The organism is Legionella oakridgensis ATCC 33761 = DSM 21215 (assembly GCF_000512355.1).
Lineage (GTDB): Bacteria > Pseudomonadota > Gammaproteobacteria > Legionellales > Legionellaceae > Legionella_A > Legionella_A oakridgensis.
Genome location: NZ_CP004006.1, coordinates 804,544 through 823,013, shown reverse-complemented (window position 1 = coordinate 823,013; position 18,470 = coordinate 804,544). Strand labels below are relative to the sequence as shown.

Here is an 18,470-nt window from a genome sequence, read left to right as displayed (position 1 = left end):
GGTTGGAATTCTACCCGAAATAAACACTCTGTCAACAATGAAAGCTAATTATTTTTTGCCGTTAATAACGGCCAGGCAATCATAAGATAAACGACCATAGACCAAATGGTCAAAATAGCTGACAAATAAAGCAAAATAAAACCAAGCACCCCCCACCAGGAAACAGCGGGATGAAACGCAAGCAATAAAACAAGGGCCACCATTTGCATAACGGTTTTTACTTTGCCAACGTAACTGACTGCAACACTCGCTCTGCTTCCTATTTCCGCCATCCATTCTCTCAATGCCGAAATAACAATTTCACGGCCGACAATAACAATGGCTGGCAAGGTTATATAATCCAAATCCTTGGCACCAACGAGTAATAACAAGCTAGTCGCCACCAACAACTTGTCAGCAACAGGATCAAGAAAAGCGCCAAAGGGAGACATTTGCTTTAATTTTCGTGCCAAATACCCATCCAGCCAATCAGTAAAACTTGCCATGGCAAAAATAAAAGCAGCTGCCGCATGCGCCCAGGTGAACGGCAAATAAAACACGATAATAAAAAATGGAATGAGCACAATGCGCATCAAGGTTAACAAATTGGGTAAACTGTTTATCGTACTCACCGCACTCTCCCCATCCGCCTTTATCCTGTCTATAAATTTAAATAACTGGCCAATTGCTGGTAATCATCAAACACTTTCAATGCGCCTGCCGCAAGAAGCTCCTCTGCCAGTTCCGGTTGATGATAAAACTGGACACCTATCACATCAGCATGCACGGCTACGGCCATTTCAACATCACTGACCGAATCGCCAATCATCAACGTTTGTGATGCCGTTACACCACACACGTCCATGATTTCTTCAAGCATTTGCGGACAAGGTTTCGCAGGAACCTGACCAGCTGAACGCGTAACAGTAAAATAAATATCCAGACCTGAAGCCTGCAACTCTCGCTGCAAGGAATGCTGTCCTTTGTTCGTAGCAATGGCCATCTCTATTCCCGCTTCTTGTATTTTCTTTACAATATTTTTTGCACCAGGAATCAAATAAACTTCCATGGAGCGTAATGCCAATGATTCTTGCACCGCCTGCAACAATTCTTGTTGTTGAGCAGCGGATAAACGCGGGAATATTTTTTGTATGGTTACAATCAACCCTAACATCAAATATTCTCGTGCACGTGATTCACTAAACTCACCTAACTGCATGCGCCGGGTTTCAATCGTCAAAATATTTATAATTTTACCGAATGTATCTCCAAGCGTTCCTTCCCAATCGAATACTATCAAACGATAAGGCTTATCCATTCGGCTTTTTACTCCTTAAACGTAATTGCGCCAGTGTTTGCGTAAATCTCTCATCCAAATCGGCTTGAAAAAAATAACATTTATCGTTCAGAGTAAATTGTATTGCCCTGGCATGTAAATGCAATCGTAATTTTTCTCTTTCAAACCCAACGATAGAAACATCTTCCCCGTATTTTTGATCACCGACAATAGGATGCCCAAGATAGGCGCTATGCACACGAATTTGATGGGTTCGGCCTGTTTTGGGATAAGCTTCCACCCAACAAGCGGACAGGAAATTTTCAAGTAACTTAAATTCAGTCTGCGATAATTTACCTTCATGACTGACCATCACCATACGCTCGCCTGATTTAAGAACATTCTTTGCAAGCGCTGCATCAACCTGTATCTTCTTTTTCCCCTTCCATGGATGCATAAGCAACGCCCAATAAGTTTTTTGGATTGCTCTGGCGGCAAGTAATGCCTGAATAGCACGCAATACACTGCGTTTTTTCGCAAGCAACAAGCATCCTGAAGTTTCTTTATCCAAACGATGCACCAATTCAAGGTAAGGCAAATCAGGACGAGTTTTGCGCAACACTTCAATCACCCCAAGACTCAAGCCACTACCCCCATGAACCGCCATACCAGCCGGTTTATTGATGACAAGTAATTGGTTATCTTCATAGATAATGTTTTTTTCCAGGCATTGACGAACTCCCGCACTTACAAAAGGGTCTTTCTCCTGGGAAATGCGCACTGGAGGGATTCGCATCATATCGCCGCTCACAAGACGTGAAGAAGCTTTTACTCTTTTTTATTGACGCGTACTTCACCACCCCGGATAAGCCTGTATATATGGCTTTTGGGCACTCCTTTAAGCAACCGAAACAAATAATTATCCACTCGTTGCCCTTCTTCTTCCGTCGTTATTTCGGTATAGCGAACTTCATTCATTCATCTTCTCATTTAATGCGTCTTTGTTAAAACAGGACAAATCCGCTACAAGGTCCTGTCAAAAAAAGCCATCTCTCTTGTTTTAGAATTGTTGATTTGTTTACAACAAGGACAAAATTTTACAAACATAATAATCAGAGTATTGGCAATATTCTTTTGCTTCAATTTACCATCAATAAACCATAAACAGCGCTCGATTTAAAATTTGCGGCGGGTGAAATAGCTTACTCGCCTATTTTCTAGTGCCAATTTTTTTGATACTATTGTTTATTGAACAGATATAAATATATTCTGTGACAGAATTATAACGCAAAACGACTACAAAGTTTACCGGCTGATAAAATTATCAGCTATTTAAGAAAATGAAATGCGCTCCCTTAAGTGAAAGATACAAGGAAGCAACCCAGTACCAGAGCCAAATTGAACACAAACTCACCAGATACCCACGCATGGCAAACATGCAGCAACACAAAGTATGCACCTTACCGTAAGAAGGTAACATGCGTGTGGTCTGTCATTAAGAGTGTATCTGCAAATCATTTCATGATGCGGAAAAATGGGGCATTACCACTAAAACAGCATCCATTTCTGGCGAATCACTCGTTCTACTTAACAAGCCTTAACGCGCTTTTAGAACAATTTGCCATTTTCGTTACATGCAAATGCCTTGCAGAAAAAAACTTAAGGCTTATCTGCAAATTCATCAGACCGATTATCCAAAACCGGGTAACTTTTATGAGACGCATGACCGCTTACAAGAAAGCAACAGAGCAGCGAATCATAAAAAACAAACCGGTCATATCGTCTATGATAGAATTTGCATCCCTGTTTAAGGTGTTGGGCCATGCTTAAAATGATAACCTTCCACTGTCTTTACTTGAGTGTCTAGCGCCCTATTAATGGGGTTAAAGATGGAAAAAATGTTAATAAATGCAACGCAATCTGAAGAAGTGCGTGTTGCCTTAGTAAGAGATAATCTGCTATTTGACTTGGACATTGAATGTCCGACAGAAACAAAGAAAAAGGGAAATATATACAAAGCAACGGTAACCCGGCGCGAACCCAGCCTGGATGCCGTATTTGTTGAATATGGCGCCAAACGCCAAGGTTTTCTTCCACTTAAAGAAATCGCTCCAGAATATCTAAGCAAACATCCTGATGAATTTGGTGCTGAAAAACCTTCGATTACCACCCTGATTCGCGAAGGACAGGAATTGCTTGTGCAGGTGGACAAGGAAGAGCGTGGCAATAAAGGAGCCGCTCTTACTACCTTTATAACCCTGGCTGGCTGCTACCTTGTTTTAATGCCAAACAGTCCTCGTTCTGGCGGTATTTCTCGCCGAATTGAAGGCGATGATCGTAACGAACTAAAAGAAACGCTTGGCTCCTTGCAGATGGACGAAGATATGGGACTTATCATTCGTACAGCAGGCGTAGGTAAAAGTCAGGAAGAATTGCAAGCGGATCTGGACATGCTGCGCAATCAATGGCAAGCCATTAAAAATGCTTATAACACCCAACTATCCCCTTGCCTTATTCATCAAGAAGGCGATGTCATTATTCGTTCAATTCGTGATAATTTACGTAAATCAATCAGTGAAATCATCATCGATGATCAAGTATCCTTTGTAAAAGCCAAGCAATATATTGAACAAGTCAAACCTGACTTTTTACCGAATCTCAAGCTTTATAAAAGCACCATTCCTCTATTTAATTTTTATCAAGTTGAAAGCCAGATAGAAACCGCTTATCAGCGAGAGGTATTATTGCCTTCAGGCGGTGCTTTGGTGATTGATCGCACCGAAGCACTCGTTTCTATTGACATTAATTCTGCAAAAGCAACCAGCGGTTCAGATATTGAAGCCACTGCGCTCAATACCAATCTTGAGGCCGCCGATGAAATAGCTCGACAATTGCGCCTCCGTGATTTAGGTGGATTGGTCGTTATTGATTTTATTGATATGAACTCCAGCAAAAACCAGCGGGATGTTGAAAATCGGCTTAAAGAAGCTCTAAAAGCAGATAGAGCCCGAATTCAAGTTGGCCGCATATCAAGATTTGGTTTACTGGAAATGTCACGACAACGTTTGCGGCTTTCACTGGGTGAGTCCGCTCAAGAAGTTTGTCCTCGCTGTGAAGGACGAGGGACAGTACGCAATATTCAATCCCACAGCTTATCCATTGTTCGTCTGATAGAAGAAGAAGCATTAAAAGAGAAAACAGCGGAAGTACAAGTGCAACTTCCTCCTGATATGGCCACCTTTATTATGAATGAAAAACGGGATTTCATCATAAATATTGAAAAACGTCATGATGTCCAGGTTCTTATCATTGCGAACCCTTATCTACAATCACCACATTACAGCATCACTCGGCGTAAGGAAGATAACGTCGGCAAAAACCGAAAACCAAGTTATTCTTTAATACAACAACCGGAAGTAGAAATAGCCAAGACTGAAAAACAAGCCACAGAGCTGGATCAGCCAGTCGTTAAACCTTATGAAGGCAAACATCAGGCTCTAGTGAAAGAATCTGGATTACTGCAACGCCTATGGAATTATTTATTTGCCAATACTGCAGAACTGGATAAAAGCAAGCCTGAAAAAAAAGAGCCGACTAAAACACAGAAAGCCCATTCATCTCAACAATCCACTTCAAAAAGAACTCAACAAAGTGGGCAATCAGGTTATAAACGACGTTCAGGCAGCCACTATCAAAATCGAAGCTCTGGAGGAAATCGTAAACGCTCTAGTTCTGGACAACAGCAATCTCATGCAAACCAACCAGGCGGACGAGTGATTCCACTGAATACCGAACTATCAAAAAAAAAGCACCCAACAATAATAAAGAACCAAACGAAACCTGAAAGATGTCCTTAAGACGCAGAACCTGGTTAATGTAACCATAACATTAACCAGGTTCTTGAAATCCTTCTTCTAGCGCCATAACGTTGACTTATAGGCGGCATTCATGCTTGATTAACAATATGATGACTCTTTCTCCACGACAATTAACACTTTCCCTTGCTCCTTTTGTTTTGGCTTTAGCGTTAGCAATGGATGTCTATGTCCCAGCCATTCCAAAACTTACACAACTGTTTCATGTATCAGACCGTGTCATGCTGTTGACCTTAAATATTTTTATGTTCACTGCCGGAATCATGCAGCTTGTTATTGGACCGTTATCAGACCAGTTCGGACGCAAAAAAATTGCTTATTTTGTCACCGTTTCATTTGCACTTGGCTGTGTTGTATGTTCGGTTTCGTCAGGTCCAAAATTTCTTATTTTCGGACGTATCATCCAGGCTATTGGCAGTTGCGGTATGATGGCACTAGGTTTAGCAATCGTTAGAGATTGTTTTAAAGGGAATAAAAGCGCCAGAATCTACAGTTACCTAAATGGGATCATTTCTTTTTCACCGATGTTTGCCCCTTTTATTGGCAGCTACCTGGATATTTATTTTGGCTGGCCAATGATGTTTTTAAGCTTGCTGTCTATTGCTTTTTTATCATTGATTTCATTGTATTTTTTCTTGCCAGAAACATTGCCGAAGGATAATAGAGTTGACTTTTCCTTGCGTAAAGTTTTAATAGAATACAAAATAATTTTTCTAAATCCCATCTTTGCAATCTACAATCTTGCCACCTGTTTTGGTTTATCTTACCTTTATTTATTTTGTGCCCTGTCTCCTTATTTAATCATTCGTAATTTGCACATACCTGAATCTCAATATGGTTTTTACTTTTTTATATGGGATTATCTTTTTTATTGGCAGCATACTCTGCAGCCAAATCGTTGAACGTCTTGGCATATATTACACCTGCCTTCTTGGTTTTTTTATCACGTTAACTGGCGGTTTCTGGATGACAGGGTGGTATTTTTCTTCTGGCCTGACGTTGCATGCTTTTGTCTATCCAATGCTCTTGGTTGGCATTGGCGGGACATTTTGCATGGGGGCGGGTAATGGCGGACTGATGTGGCCTTTTACTAAACACACTGGAACGGCTGCAGCGCTTGGCGGCACCCTGCGTTTTTTATTTTCTTCGTGCATCGGAATGGCTATCATTCATCAAAATGTAGCCAGCACGCTGCCACTCGGGCTGTCTGCTATTGTATTTAGTCTGGGAGGTATTGCTTTATTTATTATCTATAAAAACAAATTAGCTTTTGTCTCAGACAAAGAGATAGAACATGATGGTGGCCTGGTGAATATGCCTCACTAACATGTTGGGCATAGTCCTGGAGATCACCTATTTAACGTTCTTCCCGCGAACGTAATCCCGTCGCAATGGGAGTCACTCCGATATTAGGATTAACACCGCAATCATCCAACAACTTTAATAAGTTGTTGCCTTTTCTGGTTAAACGTTTGATACAATAGACGTCAAGATAACTTTGCAATATATAGTAATAATCTGGCAGCATCAGGATGGCCAATATTTTTTCCGCACGCTCCACATCATGCGAATTATTGTAATCACACGCTTGAAAAAGCACAGCCGCCAACATTGAAGCAAAACTTGCCTTACGGATTGGATTGGCCAGATAAAATCGCTGAATGCACTCATCCAATGCCCTGTCTTTATCCCACTCTACCCAGGTTTGATAAATTCCAAGCGCTGCTTCATAAGAAAACTGCGCAACCGAGGTCAAATGCTGAAGCGCATAAGCAACCGGCACAACTGCTTGCACATTGGCCCATGAACAATTACCCGTAATTTGAGAACTCATCGGAATTTTTGCAATCGGCGTCAAACCTAATTGCTGATTAATGATCTGGTGAAAATAGCGACGAGGTTGTTTCTTATAAAGAAACTCTTGTAAAAAATTGACGGTCAACGCCTCTGGACGAGTTAGGTGATAAATATTAACACTACCTTCTTTAAGACTATTTTCACCGCGGTCAATTTTAGCCCACCATTGCTGATAGCGAACAAAACACATGGCATGCCCTCGGCTTGCTGCCGGTAAAATAAGCATTGGTGATTTGAGTAATTCTCCCAAACGCCGCCTGTCTTCGTCCGCTAAGGCGACGCGATGCTGGTATTGTAATAACTCGTCCGCTACGGCAAATGCGTCGATGATAGTATGTAAAAAAGGAAAATGATGGCGTAAATGTCGAGTAGAATAACTGCTGGTAAAACGTCGCAATGAATCTTTCACCACCGCTACGGTAAATTCAAGAATAAACCCTTCGTAATCCAGTTCAATAAATTCTTCCTGAGCATTGACAATATCCACATCACCCTGAAGTTCAAAACGATGCCCAAGTAATTTACCGTAAATAAAATCCAGTGAAAAATCAAGCTTCGCCCCAAATTGATAGAGCAAATGCTTTAATTGACTTTGTCCACGTAAAACAGGATACACTAAAATCGATAAACCTGAATGGGTATAAGCATTTGGATTGGCACCATTCTCCAGCAGGAGACGAGATAATTTTAAGTCATTATTATCCACAGCCCAATGCAAAGCAGTACGCCCAGTCACATCTGGCTTATTGACATCCACACCGCGTGCGATTAATTGCTCAGCAATAGGAGGTTGGCGGGTGATGGCCGTTTCAATCAGGGGCGTAAAACCATACTCATCAATGTCATCCAGTGACTCACCGTCATGCAGATAATGATCAAAATCTGGCATACGGCAACTGATGATGTCATTCGCAATAGTCATTTAGGGGCCTTGAGGCTTAGGTGTGTTGGTAAATCTAGGCATGTTACCCAAACGCAATTGTTTTTCCATTTCCTGTTCACGCCGCTGATTATCATATTCACGACGTGCTTCTGTATTCAGGGGCGGCTCTGGGTTTAAATTTGGATCGACACCATCAAACCGCTGGTTATCCAACCATGGGTTTTGCATGATGGAGTTTTGCAATTCTCCTTCTGGCGCAACTTGTTGCTCCTCATCATGATGCTCGCGGGCATGCACCCGGGCAAGATGGCGATGGCCTTGTTGTTCTTGCAAACGGCGCTCGCGCTCCATAACCCGAGTTTCATCAACCAGATAAGACGTAGAACCCGCATCAGGCCGCTCTTTACCACGGCGCCGGTACCCACCACCAGAACCGCTTGAACCTCCAGTATCTTCTGATTGGCCTGAATCGCCGGATTGATCAGAATCATCTGGCCAGGTTTCATTAAACCGCGGCTTTTTCAAGGAGGAAGATTCTTCTAATTGCTTCGATCGTTTTCGCCTATTCATAACTCCAATTATAAATCATAAATATTCTTGTTGCAGAATTTCTGCTATTTGCACTGCATTCGTCGCAGCACCTTTACGAATATTGTCCGCCACAACCCATAAATTTAAACCATTGGGATGGGATATATCTTGACGAATACGACCAACAAACACCTCATCATGGCCAGCAGCATGCTTCATTGGCGTTGGATATTGCAATTTGGCTGGATTATCCACCACTTTGACACCAGGAGCATTTGCAAGCAGTTGGCGAGCGTCTTCAGCACTCAAAGGTGACTTTAACTCAAGATGGATAGCTTCCGAATGACCATATAAAACCGGCACACGAACCGTCGTTGGATTGACGAGTATGCTATCATCCTCCAGAATTTTCCGTGTTTCCCAAACCATTTTCATTTCTTCACGGGTATAACCATTATCCTGGAATTCATCAATATGAGGTAAAACATTAAACGCAATTTGTTGTGGATAAACCGATGGTTTGATGGGTCGACCATTTAATAATTCGCCAAGCTGCGTTGTCAACTCATGAATGGCCTTTTTACCCGTACCAGAAACAGCTTGATAAGTAGCCACATTAATACGGGCTATACCAACTGCATCATGCAACGGTTTTAACGCCACCACCATTTGAATGGTTGAACAATTTGGATTGGCAATAATGCCACGGTGAGTATATTCTGCAATACGGTGAGCATTGACTTCAGGCACAACCAGTGGGATATCGTCATCATAACGAAAGCATGAGGTATTATCCACGACCACACAGCCGGCAGCAGCGGCAATCGGTGCATATTCTTTCGATACAGAGCTGCCTGCTGAAAATAAAGCAATGTCCGCGTCTGTAAAATCAAAATTGGCCAAATCTTCTACATCCAGCACTTGCCCCTCATACTCCACCGTTTTGCCAACAGAACGTGCACTGGCCAAAGGATAAAGATTAGCCACAGGGAAACGACGCTCTTGCAAAACCGCAAGCAGTGTTTCGCCCACTGCACCGGTTGCACCAACCACCGCTATGTTTAATTTTCTACTCATCATGGCCCTCATTCAAATTCTTTTTCATATAAACGTTCCAGCCTTATGCAACAACTCTATACTGGAAAAAATTACATACTCGGTTAATTTACGTGCTTTTTTTATTCCATATTCTGAGCTTTATGTCTTAAAAAATGATCCATCAGTACTAATGCCATCATTGCTTCAGCAATCGGCACTGCACGGATACCAACACACGGATCATGTCGCCCCTTGGTAATTACTTCCGTTTCTTCACCGTCCACAGTGATTGTCTTTCCTGGTTTGACAATACTGGACGTTGGTTTTAGTGCAATGCTGACTTTTAATAGTTGTCCTGTAGAAATACCGCCGAGAATCCCACCTGCATGATTGCTTAAAAAACCCTGGCGAGACATCTCGTCACGATGCTCACTTCCTAATTGAGTCACCGCATTAAAACCCGCACCGATTTCAACCCCCTTAACTGCATTAATAGACATCATGGCATAAGCCAAAGTGGCATCCAATTTGTCAAACACGGGATCACCAAGACCAACCGGTACTCCAGACGCCAAGATCGTAATACGTGCACCCACCGAATCACCCAAACGTCGCAAATGATCGATATAAGCCGCCAATTCGGCTACCTGATGTTGATTAGGACAAAAAAAGGATTGTTATTAATGGCGGTTTGTTCCTCAAATTTAAGAGAAATGGCTCCCATTTGCTGCAGATATCCTACAATGTCCAAATTTAAATGATGCTTTAAATAAAGACGGGCGATAGCCCCGGCCGCCACGCGTGCAGCTGTTTCACGTGCCGAAGCCCGACCTCCGCCGCGATAATCACGGTGACCGTATTTTTTATGATAGGTAAAATCAGCGTGTCCAGGACGGAACACGTGTTTGATGTTTTCATAATCGCGACTGCGCTGATCCTGATTATGAATTAATAAAGCAATTGGAGTACCCGTGGTTCGCCCTTTAAATACTCCCGAAAGAATTTCAACCCGATCGTCTTCACGTCGTTGCGTGGTGTACTTGGATTGTCCTGGTTTGCGTTTATCTAAAAACGGCTGAATATCGGTTTCTTCAAGGGGAAAGTTAGGTGGACAACCGTCTACAATACAACCAATAGCTGGGCCGTGGCTTTCACCAAATGTGGTTACAGTAAACAATTTTCCAAATGTATTTCCACTCATACGGTTGCAAAATGCTCTGTTAATTGCTCTTTCGTCAGTAAAAAAACCCCTTGCCCGCCCCGTTCGAATTCAAGCCAAGTGAAAGGAACATCAGGATAGGCAGCAATTAATGCTTCCTCGCTATTACCTACTTCCACCACCAAAATACCCTGATCACTTAAATAAGCATGCGCGTGACGAAGAATTTTTTCAACAATTGCCAAACCATTATTTTCTGTTTCCAATGCCAGTGTTGGTTCATGTCGATATTCAGCAGGTAACGTCTCCATTTCTTCATGGCCTACGTAGGGAGGATTGCTTACAATTAAATCATACGTTTCATAGGGCACATTTTCAAAGCAATCCGATTGAATCAACGTCAAAATATCCTGAACGCCATGGCGTTCACAATTAATCTTCGCTACATCCAAAGCGTCGGAAGAAATATCCACCGCATCGACTAAAGCATCTGGAAATGCATAGCAACAGGCAATGGCAATGCATCCGCTTCCAGTACATAAATCAAGAATTCGCACTACTTTTTCCTCTGTAACCCACGGAGAAAACTGATAACGAATCAATTCAGCAATTGGAGAGCGAGGAATAAGAACCCGTTCATCCACATAAAATTCCAAATCGCAAAAATAGGCTTTATGTGTTAAATAAGGCACTGGTACACGCTCGGTAATCCGCCGTTCCAGCTGCCGGCATAACATTGCTTTTTCCTCATTGGTCAATCTCGCTTGCAACAGCATGCGATCCACATCAAAAGGCAATGACAAACTGCCAAGCACTAAAGCATGCATATCATCCCAAGCATTATCGGTCCCATGCCCATAATATAACGCTTCCGCATGAGCCCTAGACAAACCAAACCGTAAAAAATCAAGGATGGTTTGAAAATCATGCGTTGCAGAGGAAAAAGAAACAACCATGGAATCTCCAGAATAGATTGAGTCATAAATTGTACATCAGTTCGGTCTATTTGTCGTTATGGCGGCTTACTAATGATTGAGAAGTCATTGTTTTTATTTATCAGGTCTGTTATAAAAAATTAACAATCATTCCAAATAGTTACTTGCATTACAGGGCCGTCGAAATGGACCGTTCGAAACTCCTTGCCTTTAGATATTGGCCTCAAATTATTTCTCTTGTGATCATTGCTATGGCATTTCTTGCTTATCGTTATTTCGCATATTACGATACTCACACCGACGACGCCTATGTGTCTGCCCATATCGTTAATATGGCCGCATTGGTTTCAGGCCCAATCAGCAATATTTACATCAAAGACAATCAAACCGTTAAAAAAGGTCAAAAATTACTGGAAATCGATCCTCGCCCTTACTTGTATGCTATGCAAAAAGCCAAAGCCGATTTGAACATCGCCAAAACCAAATATGAAAATGACAAATTTGCCATTAAAGTGGCAGAAGAACGATTCAAGCAAAGTCAAGTAATGCTGCGCTTAAGTGAAGATCACGTCAAACGTTACCAAAAATTACAGAGTAAAGGAGATCTTGCTGAAATAAAACTTCTGGACATCCAAGCCAAAATGCAGGAACAAACGGCCATCGTCATGGCTGCAGCCCAAGAATTAAAAATTGCTCAGGAAAATTTGGACATCAACGAAGTATTAGCAGCCAAAGCAACCTACGCCAAAGCCCAATATCTATACCATCACACCATCTTGTATGCCCCGGAAGACGGTTACATTACAAACTTCAATTTGCGTCATGGTCAATACATCAAGAAAGGGCAAGGATTATTTGCCCTGGTAGAAACCAAATATTGGTGGGTCGTCAGTCGCTATCGCGAAACAGCCATTCGTCTTATTAAACCTGGTGATAAGGCTAAAATTACGCTGGATATGTATCCTGGAAAAACATTCCATGGCCATGTAGAAAGTATTGGATGGGGAATTAACCGCGTCCAAGCTGGAGAAGTCGCACCGTCTACCCTGACTTATATGGAAGCGACGGAAGACTGGATTAAAATAGCACAGCGTTTCCCCGTAAGAATTTTCTTCGATGACCTCGATGAACAATATCCTTTGCGCATTGGAGCCAATGCTGCCACCACCACCTATCGATAATCATGAAATACTTTAAATTCATCCTGCCAAAAACGGTCGAAAACAGGGCAGCTCTACGCACCTCATTAGGCGCACTGGCAGCCGTATTAATTGCTTTCAAACTACATCTGGATACGCCTTATTGGGCAGGAATGACCGTTGTCATCGTTTCCAATTTGTATGTGGGCAGCATTATTGATAAAGCGCTAATGCGCGTTGCAGGAACAATAGCCGGGGCTTTATTTGGATTTTACTTTGCTGCGTTTATTGCAAACAGCTTTTTATTATATTTGTTAACCTGTTTTTACTGGTATTTTTTCAGTTTATTATTTTAACCTTAGTCGCTATGCCTATGCGTTCTTGTTGTTTGGCCTCACCGCTTTTATTATCCTGTCTCAATTAGCAACTAATCCTGGTAACGCCTTTTATATTGCCATTTGGCGTTCATCAGAGATCATATTAGGCGTCGTCGTTGCAGCGCTCAGCGCTTATTTATTCTTTCCTAATTATATTCACGAATATTTCACGCAGCAAATTGCCGTGATTTTCAATCGCTTTGAGCAAGAACTAGAGCAGCTAAAACAACTTCTATACGATAACTCCTTGGCGCTGACTTCTATTTCCGCAACCAATTTGGCACTCAAAAAAGACTTAAATAAAACCGATGGCATGATTAATTTTATGCGTCATGAAGCCGGAATGACTAGAACACTGCTCGATAAACGACGCGCTTTAATTGATTTATTGCGCGATCTTGCACGCCATCTGAACTACTTCATCTATTCACATCGCAATGAGCCAAGACATTACGCTGCCCTATGTCATCAACTACCAATTGAAGCCGTATTGAATGCTCTGCACCAGGATTTAAACACGTTAAAAACCGCATTTTTTAGCAAGCAACGCTCAAACTCTTTGCTACTAACCCCCCAAAGTATTGAAACACTGGATGCTGCTTTTCTAAACCACCGTTCAGCACTGCAAAATGATATTAAATATTACTATCAGATTCGCCATTTTTTTCAACAAATCTCTACGGTTTTAAGCTATTTGCACACCTTACTGATAGACCAACAGACCATCCGCGTTTCCAAAATCAAAATACACGATCGAATTAAACGATTGCAAATGGATCCTGATGTTATAAAACACAGCATCAAAGCAGGCCTGTCTGTCACATTAGCGCTATTAATATGGTTAATGAGTCAATGGCCTGGTGGGCTAAATGGAATCATCAGCAGTATTGTCATTTCGATCCGAAAAAATATTTTTGAAATGAAAAACGTCAGCCTTCACCGGCTGCTTGGCTGCTTGTTAGGTGGGGGAACCGCTCTGACTATCTTGGCCATGACAGCAATGAATCTCTACGACTTTATTATTCTGTTGTTTTTTCTGATATGGGGGTTCAGTTATTTTTCATTCAAATATATAAAACACGCTTACATTGGTTTACAAGCCAATATTGCCTTGGTCATTACCATTGCGCAGGGTGGCGGTCCCCCAATCTACCTCGATCCCCCATTAGAACGCCTCGGTGGCATCGTCATAGGAATCATTGCCAGTTTTATCGTGGCCAACAGCGTATGGCGTACGGATGCCTTGACCATGTTGCAAGGGCGTTTAAAAAAATTAACCCGTTTGCTGCTTTACAATTCACAACAAATTCTTATGCCTCCCACTGAGAACAAGATACTTCACGACCCGACCACTTTATTTTGGGTTTGCCGCAGCTTATTTGAATTACTTAGTCATGAACGTTTAAGCAAAAAAAACAAGCACTTCTTGAACCTCTTAAAGAACAGTTTACGATGCTGGTTTTTATCCAGGCCATCATCATGCATATAGACACCGCCATCAATCAAATGGAAGCGCATTCGACTGGGAAAATCTTAAACATCGATCTTAGAGATTATGAATCGTTGGTTAAACAGCTCTATGAAGAAACCAACCGCAGCAATAAAGAGCATATTCTCCAGCAATTAGAAAACCAGCTTAAAGAAATAGAAAATATCTTACTTCACAACGAGCAAACCGACGGTCGAAGCCTGAATTTACTCGCCTATACCAATGCACTAAATCAACTGGCACGCAGTTCCTTTATATTTCCATAAAGGCAATCGTGGTCAAGGCTGCAACATTTCTTTTCTGCTGCGTTGAAAATCCCCCCTCTTGAACAAAAAGAGAAGCGTGGCACTTCCACCCAGGCCCAAAGCAGCTAGAAGCATGGGCAATACTGCCCCTACGTGGGCAATGATGCCTGTAAAGATCGATGTTAAGCCAAAACAAAGCGCCATGATTGAACCCGTCACTCCCATCACCCACCCTTGTTGATCGTCATTCACCTGATTAGAAAAAATGGTCAATAACACCGAATAGGCAACAGAAAGACTCATGCCTATCAATAAAGTAGCCACCCACGCAACCCATTGCTGTTTACCAAGGAGTGTCATCATGACAAGTGATGCAGTCACCAGCAGTCCACTGATGACAGTACCATCCAAAGAAAAATGTCGCGTGCAAACATTGACAAGATAACCGCAACCGATACTAAAACCTATTCCCATAACAGCGAGAAAGAAAGAATTTTCCAAAGCCGAATATTGATACGTTTGTAATAAGTAAAGTGAAATAAATGAAAAATAATTGGACCATCCAAATATCATAATTAACAAAACCACCGAATATTTTTTAATAGAAGCTTGTTTAAACGCTGAAATAAAAATATTTACCGCATGATGCCAGCGTACCTGGATTTTATCGTGGGCTTTAACAAACGTTTCCCGGAAGGTGAGATGCAAGAATATCGCATTAAATAAAGACAGCCCTGCAGCAAAGTACATTGGCGTTTCAAAGGAAAACCAGGAAACCAGCCGTTCATTAGATAATAAACCACCAAAAATTGGTCCGAATACAAAACCCAATGACACGGACAACAAAATTAACCCGATATTGCGTGCTTTTTGCTCTTCACTGCTTACATCAACAATAGCCGCCTGGGCAATTGGCTGACTGCCTGCGGTAAAACCGGCGATGATGCGCCCTATCAGTAGCAACGTAAAACTATGAGTCAAAATGGCAATGGCTGAAATAAAATAGCCCAAAAAAGAACCTACCAAGCAAATCATTAATGATTTTTTACGTCCCACACTATCCGACAAATCACCTAAAATAGCCGCCCCGAAAAACCAGCAAATCATGAATACACCGATGGTCAGACCATATAAAAAATCACGTAATCCCATGCTCAGGTTGGGAGACAAAAAACCAGCTTGTGGATCAATGAGAATTGTATTCAGAATAGGGAATAATAAACCCAATCCCATACCATCAATAAACAACACTAAAAATAAGGACAGCATGGAAGATAATGACTTTTGTTGATGCATGAATAAACTCACATGAGAAGTTAAATCAGAATCTTTGTGGATAATTGCATTCTCTGTTAAGTTATAAATAACAGGTATTTTTATACAAAAGGGCTCTACACCAATTAAGGGGGCACTTTAATCAAATTAGTCTAGACTAAGTCCTTGATTTAGCGATCAAAAGGAGATTAAAGTGCCTAAGAACAATCTTATCCTAAATTTACCTGGATTTTCCATATTAAAAGTGAGTGGGTATCAACCCTTATTATTAGATGTAACTTATAACCGATTAGCTCGGTGTAGTCATTGCCAAAGTAAGCAGGTTCGCAAGAAATCATCGTATGTAAGAACAGTACACCATGAGTTAATAGGGCATCGTCGAAGTGTATTGAGGTTTAAAGCGTATAAGCTTTATTGTCATACTTGTTGTCGCTATGGTAATCAACAGTTTCCCGGTATCAATAAACATCAACGTGCTACTTGGCGAGCTCAAGCTGCAGTGTTTCATGAGCATAGCCGCGGGGTATCGCAAAAAGATTTATCAGAGCGTTATAAGAAAGGAAAAGCGACCATAGAGCGCTGGTATCAGCGGCATTATGAAGAGCAACATCGAGAATTAATCAATAAACCATGTCCTGTGGTACTGGGTATTGATGAACATTTTTTCAGTAAGAAAGAAGGGTTTGCAACTACTTTTTGTGACCTAAGAAAACATAAGATATTTGATGTGGTTCGTGGCCGTCGTGAGCAAGAATTAAAAGAATATCTCCAGCAATTACCTGGAAAAGAACGTGTCAAAGTGATTTGTATGGACTTGAGCAGTACATACCGTTCCTTAGTAAAGAAGTACTTTCCTAATGCTATGATAGTGGCTGATAGGTTTCATGTAATCCGTTTAATTCAACATCAGTGTATGATGACCTGTCGAGAACTCTCCACTGAAATTAAAAACAATAGAGGTATCTTAGCCTTATTAAGAACAAGACCTGATAACTTAAGTGATGAGAAGAAAGTCAAAAGAGATGCGTTTTTCACTGAAAATCCTGCAATAGAGGCTATATATCAATTTCAGCAACAACTGCACTCACTATTAATGAAAAGGGCGCTAACACAGCATGAGTGCCGTAAAGTAATACCTACTTTCTTAGAAATGTTGGCTGAGTTAAAGCAAAGTGGTTTTAAAGCATTAGCATCATTAGGTAAAACACTTTGGGCTTGGAAAGATGAAGTGGCCAGAATGTGGCGATTTAGTAAGTCAAATGGAATAACAGAAGGCTTTCATCGCAAAATGAAACTCATTCAGCGAAGAGCTTATGGTTTTAGAAATTTTGAAAATTATAGAGTACGTGTTAAGGTCCTCTGCGGGTGATTAAAGCTGCCCCCTTAAATGGGAAAGAGCCTACAAAAGGCCAACGGATCCTAAAAGGATAGAATGACAACATGATCAAATATTGCATTATATCATCATTTTAATACCAGAAGAAATTGGATCAAACATTACTTGTTTATTGCAATGGATAAGCCGCAAGCAAATTTATTTCTTCTTACTTTCCAGAGAAGCAATGATACCTCCTGCGAGCACCAACACAATGCCTCCATTTTCCCATACATTTGGAGCATGCCCCCATATAAACCAATCGAGTAATGCAGAGAAAATGATCACAGAATAAATATATGGACTTAACCGAACCGCAGAAGCATGCTTATAAGCCATGGTAATAAAAAGCTGCGACAATGCCATCATAACGCCAATAGCGATTAAATAACACCACGGCAATAAGGTGGTTGGCATTCTCCAATACAACAATGCCATAGGTAAAAATATAAGCGTAGATAAAGAAAAATAATAAAATAGAATCCTGATAACAGGCTCAGTTGTTCGCAACCAGCGAACTGAAAATAAAGCAAATGACATTAAAATAGCACCAGCTAATGCAATAAAATCTCCTGGATGAAAAAAATCCTTTCCCGGCTGCAATACTAAAATAATGCCGACAAAACCCACCAAAACACCCAGCCATACTTTTGGACTAACTTTTTCTTCAAAAAATAAAAATCCTAATAATGGCATCCACAGTGGCGCACTATAAAGTAATAAGGTTGCATTGGTTAATGAGATGATTGGTATTGCTAAAAACAAACAATACCAAGCAGCTGAACCAGTCAATGCTCTAAAAAAATGCATGCCAATTCGTTGAGTCTTAAGTTGATGGATACCGACATACACCACAAAAGGAACAATTAAAATTACACTTACAAGATTCTGAATAAAAACAACAACAGCCGTTGAAGCATAGGAAGAAACTGCTTTGGCAAGCGCGCCCATACATGACAAGCATAAAAACTTAATAGCGAAAATAAAATACCCAATCCAACACGTTCCGTCTTCTCATGCTTGACTGTTCCGGAAAC

15 protein-coding genes and 3 pseudogenes are annotated in these 18,470 nt (G+C 41.3%); 8 read left to right on the top strand and 10 right to left on the bottom strand.

Going from position 1 to position 18,470, the window contains the following annotated elements:
• Positions 1–44: 44 nt before the first annotated feature.
• The 3 genes and pseudogenes from pgsA to LOA_RS04060 all read right to left on the bottom strand — a co-directional run bounded on the left by pgsA (position 45) and on the right by LOA_RS04060 (position 2,233).
• The gene (gene pgsA, locus LOA_RS04070) at positions 45–611 is read right to left on the bottom strand and encodes a CDP-diacylglycerol--glycerol-3-phosphate 3-phosphatidyltransferase (RefSeq protein WP_025385250.1); all 567 of its coding nucleotides are present in this window, start codon (positions 609–611) and stop codon (positions 45–47) included.
• A gap of 29 nt (positions 612–640) precedes the next feature.
• Positions 641–1,297 (bottom strand): HAD family hydrolase, encoded by a 657-nt coding sequence (locus LOA_RS04065; protein WP_025385249.1) that lies wholly within the window; start codon positions 1,295–1,297, stop codon positions 641–643.
• Positions 1,290–2,233, bottom strand: a pseudogene (locus tag LOA_RS04060) (RluA family pseudouridine synthase). The gene LOA_RS04065 and the pseudogene LOA_RS04060 overlap by 8 nt, the downstream one beginning before the upstream one ends.
• A 911-nt stretch (positions 2,234–3,144) precedes the next feature.
• Here LOA_RS04060 and LOA_RS04050 point away from each other — a divergent pair.
• The 3 genes from LOA_RS04050 (at position 3,145) to LOA_RS15170 (ending at position 6,456) form a co-directional block, all read left to right on the top strand.
• Positions 3,145–5,112 carry an Rne/Rng family ribonuclease gene (locus LOA_RS04050; protein WP_025385247.1) on the top strand — a complete coding sequence of 656 codons (1,968 nt, stop codon included), beginning with the start codon at positions 3,145–3,147 and terminating at the stop codon, positions 5,110–5,112.
• A 107-nt stretch (positions 5,113–5,219) separates the two neighbouring features.
• Complete coding sequence (locus LOA_RS04045) at positions 5,220–6,032, top strand: MFS transporter (RefSeq protein ID WP_238551320.1); 813 nt, start codon at positions 5,220–5,222, stop codon at positions 6,030–6,032.
• Positions 5,965–6,456, top strand: coding sequence for an MFS transporter (locus LOA_RS15170; protein ID WP_238551389.1), 492 nt, complete (start codon positions 5,965–5,967; stop codon positions 6,454–6,456). The genes LOA_RS04045 and LOA_RS15170 overlap by 68 nt, the downstream gene beginning before the upstream one ends.
• Positions 6,457–6,487: 31 nt before the next feature.
• On the opposite strand, the gene ankH is transcribed toward LOA_RS15170, so the two are convergent.
• The 5 genes and pseudogenes from ankH to prmB all read right to left on the bottom strand — a co-directional run bounded on the left by ankH (position 6,488) and on the right by prmB (position 11,554).
• Positions 6,488–7,909 (bottom strand): Dot/Icm T4SS effector AnkH/LegA3, encoded by a 1,422-nt coding sequence (gene ankH / locus LOA_RS04040; RefSeq protein WP_025385246.1) that lies wholly within the window; start codon positions 7,907–7,909, stop codon positions 6,488–6,490.
• Positions 7,910–8,257: pseudogene (locus tag LOA_RS15165) on the bottom strand (Smr/MutS family protein); the annotation flags it as partial.
• Positions 8,258–8,455: 198 nt separating this feature from the next.
• Positions 8,456–9,478, bottom strand: coding sequence for an aspartate-semialdehyde dehydrogenase (locus tag LOA_RS04030; RefSeq protein ID WP_025385244.1), 1,023 nt, complete (start codon positions 9,476–9,478; stop codon positions 8,456–8,458).
• A gap of 101 nt (positions 9,479–9,579) precedes the next feature.
• A pseudogene (gene aroC, locus LOA_RS04025) lies at positions 9,580–10,640 on the bottom strand (chorismate synthase).
• The gene (prmB, locus tag LOA_RS04020; protein ID WP_025385243.1) at positions 10,637–11,554 is read right to left on the bottom strand and encodes a 50S ribosomal protein L3 N(5)-glutamine methyltransferase; all 918 of its coding nucleotides are present in this window, start codon (positions 11,552–11,554) and stop codon (positions 10,637–10,639) included. The pseudogene aroC and the gene prmB overlap by 4 nt, the downstream one beginning before the upstream one ends.
• 164 nt (positions 11,555–11,718) lie before the next feature.
• Here prmB and LOA_RS04015 point away from each other — a divergent pair, with 164 nt between their 5' ends.
• From LOA_RS04015 to LOA_RS13640, 4 genes are read left to right on the top strand one after another with little or no spacing between them, the layout of a single operon-like run.
• Positions 11,719–12,714 carry an HlyD family secretion protein gene (locus LOA_RS04015; protein WP_025385242.1) on the top strand — a complete coding sequence of 332 codons (996 nt, stop codon included), beginning with the start codon at positions 11,719–11,721 and terminating at the stop codon, positions 12,712–12,714.
• Positions 12,715–12,716: 2 nt separating this feature from the next.
• Positions 12,717–13,028, top strand: a complete 312-nt coding sequence (locus tag LOA_RS15745) for an FUSC family protein (RefSeq protein ID WP_025385241.1) — start codon at positions 12,717–12,719, stop codon at positions 13,026–13,028.
• Positions 13,006–14,538 (top strand): FUSC family protein, encoded by a 1,533-nt coding sequence (locus tag LOA_RS04010; protein WP_081726614.1) that lies wholly within the window; start codon positions 13,006–13,008, stop codon positions 14,536–14,538. The genes LOA_RS15745 and LOA_RS04010 overlap by 23 nt, the downstream gene beginning before the upstream one ends.
• The gene (locus tag LOA_RS13640; RefSeq protein ID WP_025385239.1) at positions 14,529–14,804 is read left to right on the top strand and encodes a hypothetical protein; all 276 of its coding nucleotides are present in this window, start codon (positions 14,529–14,531) and stop codon (positions 14,802–14,804) included. The genes LOA_RS04010 and LOA_RS13640 overlap by 10 nt, the downstream gene beginning before the upstream one ends.
• Before the next feature lie 12 nt (positions 14,805–14,816).
• On the opposite strand, the gene LOA_RS04005 is transcribed toward LOA_RS13640, so the two are convergent.
• The gene (locus LOA_RS04005) at positions 14,817–16,079 is read right to left on the bottom strand and encodes an MFS transporter (protein WP_025385238.1); all 1,263 of its coding nucleotides are present in this window, start codon (positions 16,077–16,079) and stop codon (positions 14,817–14,819) included.
• A gap of 172 nt (positions 16,080–16,251) precedes the next feature.
• On the opposite strand from LOA_RS04005, the gene LOA_RS04000 reads away from it, so the two are divergent.
• Positions 16,252–17,427, top strand: coding sequence for an ISL3 family transposase (locus LOA_RS04000; RefSeq protein ID WP_025384767.1), 1,176 nt, complete (start codon positions 16,252–16,254; stop codon positions 17,425–17,427).
• A 165-nt stretch (positions 17,428–17,592) separates the two neighbouring features.
• Here LOA_RS04000 and LOA_RS03995 read toward each other — a convergent pair whose 3' ends face one another.
• On the bottom strand, positions 17,593–18,417 hold the full coding sequence (locus LOA_RS03995; RefSeq protein ID WP_274544675.1) for a DMT family transporter: 825 nt from the start codon (positions 18,415–18,417) through the stop codon (positions 17,593–17,595).
• Positions 18,418–18,470 lie beyond the last annotated feature (53 nt).

Excerpts from the sequence above, each read along its gene's own strand:
- prmB (WP_025385243.1), bottom strand. The coding sequence starts at position 11,554 with ATGGTTGTTTCTTTTTCCTCTGCAACGCATGATTTTCAAACCATCCTT.
- LOA_RS04030 (WP_025385244.1), bottom strand. The coding sequence starts at position 9,478 with ATGAGTAGAAAATTAAACATAGCGGTGGTTGGTGCAACCGGTGCAGTG.
- LOA_RS04065 (WP_025385249.1), bottom strand. The coding sequence starts at position 1,297 with ATGGATAAGCCTTATCGTTTGATAGTATTCGATTGGGAAGGAACGCTT.
- LOA_RS15745 (WP_025385241.1), top strand. The coding sequence starts at position 12,717 with ATGAAATACTTTAAATTCATCCTGCCAAAAACGGTCGAAAACAGGGCA.
- ankH (WP_025385246.1), bottom strand. The coding sequence starts at position 7,909 with ATGACTATTGCGAATGACATCATCAGTTGCCGTATGCCAGATTTTGAT.
- LOA_RS04050 (WP_025385247.1), top strand. The coding sequence starts at position 3,145 with ATGGAAAAAATGTTAATAAATGCAACGCAATCTGAAGAAGTGCGTGTT.
- LOA_RS04045 (WP_238551320.1), top strand. The coding sequence starts at position 5,220 with ATGATGACTCTTTCTCCACGACAATTAACACTTTCCCTTGCTCCTTTT.
- LOA_RS13640 (WP_025385239.1), top strand. The coding sequence starts at position 14,529 with ATGCATATAGACACCGCCATCAATCAAATGGAAGCGCATTCGACTGGG.
- LOA_RS04005 (WP_025385238.1), bottom strand. The coding sequence starts at position 16,079 with ATGCATCAACAAAAGTCATTATCTTCCATGCTGTCCTTATTTTTAGTG.
- LOA_RS15170 (WP_238551389.1), top strand. The coding sequence starts at position 5,965 with ATGGTTTTTACTTTTTTATATGGGATTATCTTTTTTATTGGCAGCATA.
- LOA_RS04015 (WP_025385242.1), top strand. The coding sequence starts at position 11,719 with ATGGACCGTTCGAAACTCCTTGCCTTTAGATATTGGCCTCAAATTATT.